An 11,537-nucleotide genomic window follows, 5' to 3' on the forward strand; every position below is an offset into this window, starting at 1 on the left:
ATCCATTAAAATACGCATATATCCATATTCCCCATTGATGTCGATGTAAACGGAAGCCGAATAGACATTGAGATATTATACGAATCGCGAAAGACCTCTTCCGTAAGAATATGCGGCAAGGTAATGCGAAAGCGAATGCGGCTTGGGGATTCGTAGGCATGTTTTTTGATCTTCCCCGCGACAATGTTCAACACTTCCATAAGGGCATCGTCAAACTCAGTTGCCGGAACCGTGCCGCCAACAAACTGCTGCGTCACATGATGCGCCGTTTTTTGCGCGATAGCGAGCAGGATCATGCCCGAAATATCACCATGAAAACCAATCGCCACTAATTTCCGACCACTGACAGCATCCACCAGATCGCGCCGGTTTTGACTTACTATCGGTTTTCCTTTCACAAAATCTATGCTGGTGATGGCCTTTAACGTATTGACAGTACCATAAATAAACGAGTTAAGATAATCAGTACACTTTGGCGAAGACATTAACGCGCGAATGTTATTTCGGTTCTGGTCGTACACCACTTCGGTTTCTTTTTCACCCGCCTGCTGAGCGTACGTTTTGCGAAACGATATCGCCATATCTTCGGTTTTAAAAAATTGCAGTTGAATAAACGGGTCGATATTTTCAATCACGCGGCGCACGGCATCGGGACACTGAACGAGGCATAAATGCCCACCGCTCTTTTCCACATTTTCACACACCCATTTGAGGTGATTAAAACCATTCGTATTGATGTGAATCACTTTTGAAAAGTTAAGCGCAATATGCTTATGGCCGATTTTGATATTCTCTACAACAAACTGGAAATCAATTTTTTCCTTGGCCGTAACATCAAGCACCCCTTCTTCGATATATAGAAAAATAACCCCACTGCGATAAATATACTGTACCGCACCTTCACCAAGGCTGAGCGAGATATCGTTAATCGTCAGATCATACTTTGGGCTCGCTTCGCCGCTGTTCGGCAACGAATTTTTCACATCATCCTGAAGGACAACCTGATACCCTTTGGACTTGAGATCAAGCGCAATACTGTTGGCAGCGTACGCGTCAGTGGAAGTAATCAGGATATTCTTGACCTCGTCCACCGCCGATTCCTGCATAATGATAAGCGATTCATTTTCCGAAGGATATACGCTGATCGCGCTGACAAATTCATGCCCCATAATTCCCTTCATAAACGGTCCGCGCAGCGCGCATAAGCATACGTGGGAAAAGCGCTCCGCATAGCCGCGCATCGTCGCATCAATATGGGTAATCACATTGAAGTTCAGATACGCTACTTCCTGAAAATTAATCAAAAGTTTTGCTGTAGTAATGGAATCAAAAAGATCGAAATTAAAGATTTCGCGGGCATTGTATTTATCTAAAAAACCGGTCGGATAGAGAATCGTAATATCGCCATGAGTTTTTTTCCGCATCCGCTACTCCATCATCCCTAAGAACTCGGCAAGCATTGGTTCAACCGTGGTGCGGCACATTTCAAAAAACTGTTCCGTGGTTTTTTCGTCCATTGCGAGGAATTCCATCACCTCATAGTGCATAGGATACGCCTGACGTTCAATATCGGCGAGCGTCCGTATCAACAATGAGTTCACCATCGCATCTGCAATGTGAATCACCGCAACCAGTTGCTTGGTAGCGAGTGCAACGTCTGGTACACCGAGCAAGGTCAAAGGATCGTGGTGATAACGCACTGCGCACTGTGTCGCGTCTGAAAATTCCCATTTGCGACAAATTTCGCTGCCAAGTTCCGCATGGGTAATGCCAAACAGGGTGCGCTCCGCTTCAGAAAAATGGAGTCCATCCTCGCAAATCATCTGTTTTAATTCTGATTGTTTCGGCTTCATAAAACCATTCAGGACAATCTTCCCCATATCGTGCATGAGCCCGGCGCTGTAGGCTTCGTTTGCGAGCTGAATTTTCAACAAACGTGCCAGTTTTTCAGCAATAACCGCCGTTGCAATAGACTGCTTTACCAGCCCTTTCGCTTCCCCCTGAAAATTTGCGTACGCGCCGGAGAGCGTTTGTGCCGCAAAAAGGGAAAAAACCAGCTTTTCGACGAAATCTAGCCCAACAAGCGATATCGCTTGTTCGATAGAACGAATCTGCTGCTTCGCACCCACAGATGAGCTATTGGAAAGCTTCATAATACGGCCATAAATAACTGGATCTTCACGAACAATAGCGGCTACTTGGGCATGATCGGTATTCGGTCGCGCGATTTCGTCGCGCAGTCGGCGCAGGACGTCAGGAAGTGGTTCAAACTTATCGAGACGGGAGATAATTCGTTTGTCGAGAACCTTATCTAACATAAACGCTCCTGCGATACCGTATGATACGAATAGCATATTCTGTTGCTTGCAGCAGACTTTCATAGCGCGCGATCCCTTTTCCGGCAATGGGATACGCGGTGCCGTGATCAACGCTGGTGCGAATAATCGGAAGCCCAAGTGTAATATTGACCCCCATACCGAAAGCCGCCATTTTTACCGGAATCAACCCCTGATCGTGATACATACACACGACCGCATCGTAGCATTTTTCTGCGGCAAGATGAGCAAAAAGTGAATCCGCAGGGAGCGGGCCAATGGTGTTTGTTCCATGAGCCGCATCAAAAGCCAGCACTGTTGGCGCAATAATGTGCTGCTCTTCGTTGCCGAAAATTCCGCCATCACTCCCATGCGGATTCAACGCGCAGACGGCGATGCGCGGATTCCTGATACCAATTTCCGCCATCCCAGCATAGGCATTCACCAGAGCGCGCTCTACCGTGGTCGGGGTAATCGCCGCAGCGACGTCCGCAAGAGCGATATGAGTCGTCGCAAGCACAACACGAACATCGCCACCCACTAACATCATACTCTGCGTTGGCGATCCAGTATACTCGCCCAACATCTCGGTATGTCCGGCATAGTGATAGCCACCAAGATGGAGTGCTTCCTTGTTCAGCGGCAAGGTTACGATGGCATCAATAGTATGCGCCATCGCTTGCTCAATGGCAGTAATCACAAATTCGGCACTCGCTTTACCCGCCTGAGCACAGAGAGTCCCCGGTTGTGGCGTTACGGGCGACGAAGGTTCGATGATAGAGCAGGTAACCATGGGAAGGTTGAGGCGTGCCGCGTAGAATTCCAAGGCCGCGCGATCGCCAATAACGATAGGTTGACAATGTTGACAAATAGACGGATAGGCTTTCAGGAAAATTTCTGGCCCAATGCCATTAACATCGCCCAGCGTGAACGCGATAGTGGGAAGCGTGTGGTGCATGAAAAACTCGCTCGTTACGAATGAAAAACTGCCGTGATTATAGCGAGAAAAGTATTGGAAACAACCGATTTTTCAGCTGATTTTCGCTAGCCGCTCTGCTACTCTGTGACGAATTGAGACACATACGGGAGTATACACATATGATTGCCATGTTTTCGAGCGATGCTGCCGAATTTCCAACGCACCTTAATCGTATTTTACAGCGCGGTGCCGAATTGGATCATGCCGTAGAAGATCGTGTTCGCGCTATCCTTCAGGATGTCAAAACAAATGGCGACGAGGCTCTACAACGCTATACACACATGTTTGACCATATTGACCTTGCGACGGTCGGTCTTCGCATTCCACAAGCACAGATTGACGCTGCTTACCATGCGCTGCCCGAACCAGAACGTCTGGCATTAGAAAATGCCGCCGCTAACATTCGTGCCTTTCACGCCCGTCAAGTACGCCAAACATGGTTTGATCAAGATGCGCACGGCAATCTGACCGGCCAGCGTTTCTTACCACTCGAAGCCGTAGGAATCTACGTCCCTGGCGGGAAAGCCGCTTACCCGAGTAGCGTCCTGATGAACGCTCTGCCTGCGAAAGTTGCCGGTGTTCCGCGCGTCGCCATGGTCGTACCAACGCCACAGGGGATTTGGAATCCCGCTGTGCTGGCGGCTGCGAAGATTGCCGGTGTCGACGAAGTGTACCGCATTGGCGGCGCCCAAGCGGTCGCCGCACTCGCGTACGGCACCCCAACCATCTCTCGTGTCGATAAAATCGTCGGACCAGGCAACATTTATGTCGCCACCGCCAAGCGGATGGTATTCGGCACGGTTGATATCGATATGATCGCCGGCCCGAGCGAAATCCTCATTATTGCCGATGAAAGTGCTAATCCGCGTCACTTGGCGATTGATTTACTCTCGCAAGCCGAACACGACGAGATGGCCTCGTCGATCCTTGTGACGCCATCTCACGCGCTCGCGACCGCCGTCGCAGCGGCGGTGGAAGACGAACTCCAACGGCTCCCACGCGCGGAAATTGCCCGCAAAAGTATTGATGACTATGGTGCCATTATTACCGTGCCAGACATCAACACCGCCTGCGAACTTTCCAATCAAATCGCCCCTGAGCACTTAGAACTCGCCATCAATGATCCTTTTTCCATCCTGCACCGCATAAAAAATGCCGGCGCGATCTTTATGGGGCACTTCACCCCTGAAGCCGTTGGCGACTACATTGCCGGCCCAAATCACGTACTCCCTACGGGCGGCACGGCGCGCTTCTTCGGTCCGCTGGGGCTTGATGATTTTGTCAAACGCTCATCGATTATTGCCTATACGCCAGAAGGCTTGGCCGCCGTCGCCAAAGATGTTGCCACACTCACCGCTATGGAAGGGCTTGATGCCCACGGACTGAGCGTTAGCGCGCGCATTGTATGACAAAACAGCACTCGACTATCGATCCCACTACTCGGAGGGAGGGACGGATGAAGTTTATCAAACCGCTTTTTTTTGTAGTCTCTTTTGCGGTTACCTGCTTGATGTTCTTCATCGTCTATATCGCCAGCGTCAATTTTTTTGATCGCGTTATTGTGGCGCGTGAAAATCGTGCAGGACAGTCGCTCGAACAGCACATTACCCACGATTTGCGACGGCACTTAAACACCACGCCCGACTTTAATATGGAAGCCTATATTCGCGATTTACCCGCTACAAACTCTAGCGACCCTTTTTTTCAAGTCGCTCCCCTCAAGCAAGCTCCGGCAACGCTTTCTGATTACACTACAACCTATTCAGGCGACCTGCTCACCGTGCACGAACGGCAGGGCGAAGCATCATACGAATTGCTCTACCTTTTCCGCAAGGAAAGCGGTGCGTCGATTGCCGGTGTGCAGTTAACCCACAGAATTGCGCCTGTTTTGGCGGAAAGCAACCGTCAGTACTTTATACATCTACTCTACGCCTCTCCGATCCCCATGGTTATCGCGTGGTTTTTAACCCACCTCTTTCTGCGTCGCCTGAAAAGATCACTCGGACAACTCAGTGACTCCATAGAGAAAGCCAATACACTCAAAGATATTAAAGAGCTGGAATTTAGTAATGTGAACCTCGGTTTGGTTGAGCTCAACGCCGTTTTTGATCAGTTTGTCTTCCTCTTTAGCCGCCTACGCAATATCTCCATCGATAAAAGCGTGTTGGAATTCGAGATGCGGCTACTGGAAAAGTTTATTATCACCTCAGATGTCATCAAAGACTGGAAAGACTTTGTCCGGGCACTGCTGCTCGATATCAATACCATTATCGAAGCCTATGCTATGTTTACGATTTTCAAGATTGATGATGATATTTACGAAATAGAGGTCTTCTGGCGTGGTGTGCCCACAAATGAAACCAAAGATCTGCTCGAAAAATTTATTCGACAGCGGATTCGCGGCAACGAAGCCTATGCGCATACCATTCAGGTCGATATTAACCACAACGTCTGCGACCAATCGCGTTGCCTCGTCCCCCTGAGCGCAGAAGATATCGAACTGCAAACAAAATCGCTTCTCCTCAATGCGCCAAAAATCGGCGGAACCGTTGGCATCGGAGTGCAGTCAGTGCCGGATCGCGACAACATTCGCACTATCGTAATTGAAAGCGTCCTGACCACACTTATCAACGTCGTTGGCTCTGCCAAAGCGCTCCACAAATACACCCAGGAAATCGAATACTACGCCACACGCGACCCACTGACTCACCTCTTTAATCAGCGCGTGTTCTGGGAAATGCTGCACTATGAAGTAAAACGGTCAGAACGACACAAAATACCGTTTTCACTGCTGGTGGTGGATTGCGATAACTTCAAGCACATCAATGATATGCACGGACATCTCATTGGCGATAAGTTTTTGCAGCAATTTGCGAAGATCATCCGCACCGAACTGCGCAATGAAGATATTCTGGCACGGTATGGCGGCGACGAATTTGTTGCGATCTTGACCGGAGCCGACAATAATCAGGCCATTACGATTGCAAATCGCGTCAAGGAAGCGGTTGCCGAATATCGCCTGAGCATCGAAGATGCCAGTGCAGAAATCGCCACCACGGTATCGCTCGGTATAGCGACCTTCCCCGAACATGCCACCGAGGGGAAAGACCTTTTCTTGATTGCGGATAACATGATGTACCGCGCAAAATCTGAGGGGAAAAACTCCATCAAAACCCCAGGCGAAGAAGACATTATCGAAGCCTTCAAGCTGGCGGGAGAAAAAGTTTCCATCGTCATGGCAGCCCTGCGTGAGCGACGCGTCATCCCGTTCATGCAACCAATTCAGGTGACCGCCACCGGCGAAATCGCTATTCATGAATTGCTCATGCGGATCGACATCGACAATAGCATGATGGTGGCTGGCGAATTCATCCACGTCGCCGAAAATATGGGGATCATTCACGAGCTTGACTTTATTCTCATGGAGAAGGCGTTTGAGATTATCCAGCGCACAGGCTATACCGGAAAGCTCTTCGTGAATATCTCGCCACGGTCATTTGTGGTAGGCGAATTTTTACCGATTATGGTCCGCCTCACGCAAAAATATGCTATTGCGCGCGAGCAAATCGTCTTTGAAATTACCGAACGCGAGACGGTCAAAAACCTCAATGTTGTCGAAAAATTAGTAGGAGAGTTGAACCATAAAGGGTTTAAGTTTGCCATCGACGACTTCGGTTCCGGATTCTCTTCGTTCCATTACCTCAAACGCTTTCCGATCGACTACCTGAAGATCGAAGGGGAGTTTATCTGCAATATGCACCGCGACCCGAAAGATCATGCCTTTGTAAAAAGTATCGTAACGCTCGCCAAGGAGCTGAATATTGAAACAGTTGCCGAATTTGTAGAAGATGAAACCACACTGCAACTCTGTTTGGCGCTTGGCATAGATTACGTGCAGGGCTACCATATTGGCCGCCCTGCACCACAGTTTACCCCAGAAAGAAGCACCACATGAAACAAGTAGATATTGCCATTATTGGTGCCGGTTCGGCTGGCCTAGGCGCGTTTAGTCAGGCCGTGCGCACCACAGAAAACATTGTCGTGATTCATGATGGCCCGCATGGCACCACGTGTGCCCGCGTCGGCTGCATGCCATCGAAAGTATTGATTCAAGTCGCAGAAGATTTCCATCGCCGCCACACGTTCGCTTCACTCGGCATTCACGGCGCCGAAGCACTCCATGTCGATTCGGCCCAGGTCATGAACCACGTCCGTCAGCTCCGCGACCGCTTTGTGCGTGGTGTCCTTGGCGGAACTGTCAAGAAGATCGGCGACGAACGGTTGCTCACGGGTCGAGCCCGTTTTCTTGATGCGCATACGCTAGAAGTCAATGGCGAGCCTATTCGTGCGAAAAAGATTATCATTGCCTCCGGCTCACGACCCATCATCCCCGCGGCATGGCGCTTATTTACCAAGCCGGTACTCACCAGTGATGAAATATTTGAATTACCAAAACTCCCATCATCGATAGCGGTGATGGGAGTCGGTGTTATCGGCATAGAACTCGGGCAAGCGCTCAGCCGCCTTGGGGTTCATACAACGGCCTTTGGCCGTTCGGGGCGCATTGCAGGGTTGAGTGATCCTGTCGTGAATCAAGTGGCCGTTGACACTCTTGGTAAAGAACTTACGCTCGTTTTTGCCAATGATGTTGTCGCCAGCGAAACCGGCGATGGCCGTTACCGGATTACGTGGAGCGGGGGCGACATTGTGGTCGACGCCATTTTGGCCGCTCAAGGACGCACACCAAACGTGGATACTCTTGGTGTCGAAACTACGGGGATGGCACTCGACCCCAAAGGGGTTCCGCTGTTTGATCGTCACACGATGCAAATCAAAGGAGCCCCGCATATATTTTTGGCTGGCGATGTTCAAGGGGAATTGCCTATTCTGCACGAGGCAAGTGACGAAGGGAAAATTGCGGGCTATAATGCCGTCGCCAGTTCGCCAATGGCGTTTCGTCGCCGCACACCACTGGCAATCACGTTCTGCCACCCTGAAGTTGCCGTGGTCGGCTTACCGTGGAAAGCGCTTGAAACGCGCGGCGACGCCGTAGCGGTCGGGGAAGTTTCCTTTGCCGGACAGGGTCGTGCTTTGGTAATGTCTCGCAATCATGGCCATCTTCGTGTATATGGCGACGCCAAAAGTGGCGCGTTACTGGGAGCCGAACTGTGCTGCCCCGGCGGCGAACATTTAGCCCACCTCTTAGCATGGGCAATACAGGAAGAGAAAACCGTCTTCGACGTTCTACGGTACCCATTTTACCACCCTGTGGTGGAGGAGGGGTTGCGCACCGCCTTGCGGGATCTCGGAGGGAAAATCGATCCGGTACAAGTCGGACTTGAGTTACGTTATAATGAATAATACTACGGGGAGGAATGTGTGGGAGTTTCGGAGCTAATTGGGTATATTTTATTTGTCGCTATGATGGCACTAGCAGCTTTTTTGGTTCACACAAAAGACAAACAGATTGATGGCATTCGGCGCAAATTGGCCGATGCGGTAGCGGAGCGTAATCAGGCGGTCGATGCTGCCAATCGCTTGCAGGCAAAGTATGATGACGCAACGCAAAACAGTGCCGGTGCCGTCGCCAAACTCCAGCAGGAGTTGGCTCTCTATGACGAAATTGTCCGCACAGTGCTTCCAGAAGATAAATATAAAGTGGTAAAATACGCTCTCGATCAAAAATTGAGTCGGATGCGCAGCAAAGGGCTCGCGTAACGCTTGCCGAGACGGGATGCTGCGCTTTATGCTCCCAAACGTGTCCCCACGGTAGTATCGAACGAAAAGAGAAAGAAATTGCATGCTGTATAATTTTTTGTATCCCCTCGCGGATACCTACGCGGTCTTCAATGTATTCAAATATATTACCTTTCGCGCCATCTATGCCGCGATCACGGCACTGTTGATTTGCTTTTTGCTCGGGCCAACCCTGATTGCCTGGCTGAAAAAATACCAGTTTGGGCAATTCATCCGCGACTGTGGCCCGGAAAGTCACCAGAGCAAAAAAGGAACCCCAACGATGGGAGGAATCCTGATTGTCGCCGCAACCGTTATTCCAACTATTTTATGGGCTGATATTACCAGCCTGTACGTGTGGCTCGTCGTGTTTGCGATGGTTGGTGCGGGTGGAATTGGACTCGCAGACGATCTGATGAAAATTAAAGGGAAAAACTCCAAAGGGCTGGCCGGACGCTATAAATTGCTCGGGCAAGCCGTAATTGCCATAATTATCGCCGTATCACTCCTGCTTGTGGACTTCCCTTCCAACCTCGCTGTCCCTTTCTATAAGCGGTTATCGCTTGATCTTGGATTGATGTTTATTCCGTTTGTCATGGTGGTCATTGCGGGGTCTTCCAATGCAGTCAACCTCACTGACGGGCTTGACGGGTTAGCCATTGGCGCGGTGATTATCTGTGCCGGAGCTATGGGAATCGTTGTCTATATTACCGGCCACGCGCAATTCGCTCAATATCTGCATATCGCCTTTATTAAAGGGGCAGGTGAATTAACGATCTTTTTATTCGCCCTGTGTGGTGCAGGTCTGGGCTTTCTTTGGTATAATTCGCATCCAGCACAAATTTTTATGGGAGACGTTGGATCGCTTTCGATTGGCGCCAGCCTTGGAGCAGTCGCCGTTATCACGAAACACGAAATTCTGCTGGCCATCATTGGTGGTATTTTTGTCATCGAAGCACTCAGTGTTATTCTACAAGTTGGCTCGTATAAATTGCGGAAGAAGCGAATTTTCAAAATGGCACCCATTCACCACCACTTTGAGTTGAGCGGACTCAGTGAATCAAAAGTTATCGTCCGCTTTTGGACGGTTGCGATAATTTTAGCCCTGGTAGGGCTGAGTACATTGAAATTGAGATAGAGGTACATCGTGGAACACCGTGCTACAGGCACCGCGTTAATCTTGGGGGCAGGCGCCAGTGGATTAAGTGCCGCCCGTTTTCTCCGCTTTCAAGGGTATGAAGTCGTTATTGCCGATGATTTTTTTCAGGGTGAACTGCCGGAAAACGTTCAGGCTCGTCTTATTGCTGGCGCCGGGTCAATTGCACGTGAAGTGGTGGAGAACTACGATCTGATTGTGGCAAGTCCGGGGATTGATATCCGTCACTTCGACCAAGAGTTGACGAACGATATCGAGCTTTTCTATCAAGAGTACGAAGGGAAAATCGTCGCCGTTACCGGCACAAACGGGAAATCGACCGTCACGAGCTGGATCGCACACGCCCTCAATCGCAATGGAATAAAGGCAGTAGCGGCTGGCAATATCGGGACACCGCCACTCGATACATTACATGAATCGTATGAGGTCACGGTGATCGAACTTTCGAGTTTCCAGCTCGAAACCATCAGTACATTCCTGCCAAACATTTCGATTGTACTCAACATCACCGACGACCACCTTGACCGATATGATAATTTTGAACAATATGCCAACACCAAATTCCGCATCGCCAAAAATCAGACAGAAGATGAATGGTTGATTGTGAATGGCGAAGATGAGTTTTCCGCTGCCTACCTCAAAGAGGGGAAAGTCGAAGCCAACGTTGTGCAATTTATTGCCGATCCGCGCCAGAAAACGCCAAACATTCTGGGATACGATGCGCGCGAAGTACGTGGTTTTGTCGACGGAAAACTCCTATCGCTGAACGCCAGCGATTCACCGCTACAGGGATTGCACAACATGGAAAATCTCTGCGCGGTGGCGGCGGCGCTTTCTTTGCTTGGACTCACCGCAGAGCAAATCAAACACGGCATTGCTGAATTCCACTCTTTGCCACACCGGATGGCCAAGGTGCTTGAACACGATGGCGTCACCTATATTGACGACTCCAAAGGGACGAATATCGGTGCCATGATCAAGGGAATCCAAGGGCAGAAAAATATCATTCTGATTGCCGGCGGTCGCAATAAAGGATCCGATTTCCGCACAGCGGCATCGGCAGTGGCGAAAAGTTGCAAACTCGTCATTGCGATTGGAGAATCAAAAGAATTGATCTACAAAGCGTTTTCACCCGTTGTCACCGTACTGATTGCCGAAGATATGGCCGACGCGGTCTCGCTTGCCGCCGGGCAAGCGGTGCACGGCGATACCGTCATGCTCTGCCCAGGTTGCTCCAGCTTTGATATGTTTACCAGCTACTCACATCGCGGTGATGTCTTCAGCGAAGCGGTTCGCGCCCTTGCCGACCCGACGCAGAAGCCTCAGCGAGGTGGCCTGTTAACATAACCAC

9 protein-coding genes are annotated in these 11,537 nt (G+C 50.1%); 6 read left to right on the forward strand and 3 right to left on the reverse strand.

The annotated features are described in order from the left end of the window. Positions 1-5 precede the first annotated feature (5 nt). Genes P304_RS0103450 through pdxA form a run of 3 tightly spaced genes read right to left on the reverse strand, consistent with a single transcriptional unit; the run spans position 6 to position 3,273 of the window. Entirely contained in the window at positions 6-1,424 is a 1,419-nt protein-coding gene (locus P304_RS0103450; RefSeq protein WP_027389404.1) for an STAS domain-containing protein, read from the reverse strand. A gap of 3 nt (positions 1,425-1,427) precedes the next feature. Then, positions 1,428-2,318, reverse strand: a complete 891-nt coding sequence (locus P304_RS0103455) for an HDOD domain-containing protein (protein ID WP_027389405.1) — start codon at positions 2,316-2,318, stop codon at positions 1,428-1,430. After that, positions 2,308-3,273 (reverse strand): 4-hydroxythreonine-4-phosphate dehydrogenase PdxA, encoded by a 966-nt coding sequence (gene pdxA, locus P304_RS0103460; RefSeq protein ID WP_027389406.1) that lies wholly within the window; start codon positions 3,271-3,273, stop codon positions 2,308-2,310. The genes P304_RS0103455 and pdxA overlap by 11 nt, the downstream gene beginning before the upstream one ends. 140 nt (positions 3,274-3,413) lie before the next feature. Here pdxA and hisD point away from each other — a divergent pair, with 140 nt between their 5' ends. From hisD to murD, 6 genes are all read left to right on the forward strand, one after another. Continuing rightward, complete coding sequence (gene hisD, locus P304_RS0103465) at positions 3,414-4,703, forward strand: histidinol dehydrogenase (protein WP_027389407.1); 1,290 nt, start codon at positions 3,414-3,416, stop codon at positions 4,701-4,703. 47 nt (positions 4,704-4,750) lie between these two features. Then, complete coding sequence (locus P304_RS13810; RefSeq protein ID WP_027389408.1) at positions 4,751-7,249, forward strand: putative bifunctional diguanylate cyclase/phosphodiesterase; 2,499 nt, start codon at positions 4,751-4,753, stop codon at positions 7,247-7,249. After that, a complete protein-coding gene (locus P304_RS0103475) occupies positions 7,246-8,655 on the forward strand; it encodes a dihydrolipoyl dehydrogenase (protein WP_027389409.1) in 1,410 nt (469 codons plus the stop codon). The genes P304_RS13810 and P304_RS0103475 overlap by 4 nt, the downstream gene beginning before the upstream one ends. Before the next feature lie 18 nt (positions 8,656-8,673). After that, positions 8,674-9,012, forward strand: a complete 339-nt coding sequence (locus P304_RS0103480) for a hypothetical protein (protein ID WP_027389410.1) — start codon at positions 8,674-8,676, stop codon at positions 9,010-9,012. A gap of 82 nt (positions 9,013-9,094) precedes the next feature. Then, positions 9,095-10,168: a phospho-N-acetylmuramoyl-pentapeptide-transferase gene (gene mraY / locus P304_RS0103485; RefSeq protein ID WP_027389411.1), complete on the forward strand. Its 1,074-nt coding sequence runs from the start codon at positions 9,095-9,097 to the stop codon at positions 10,166-10,168. A gap of 9 nt (positions 10,169-10,177) precedes the next feature. After that, a complete protein-coding gene (murD, locus tag P304_RS0103490; protein WP_027389412.1) occupies positions 10,178-11,533 on the forward strand; it encodes a UDP-N-acetylmuramoyl-L-alanine--D-glutamate ligase in 1,356 nt (451 codons plus the stop codon). Positions 11,534-11,537: the final 4 nt, after the last annotated feature.

It is taken from the genome of Chrysiogenes arsenatis DSM 11915 (assembly GCF_000469585.1).
Classification (GTDB): domain Bacteria; phylum Chrysiogenota; class Chrysiogenetes; order Chrysiogenales; family Chrysiogenaceae; genus Chrysiogenes; species Chrysiogenes arsenatis.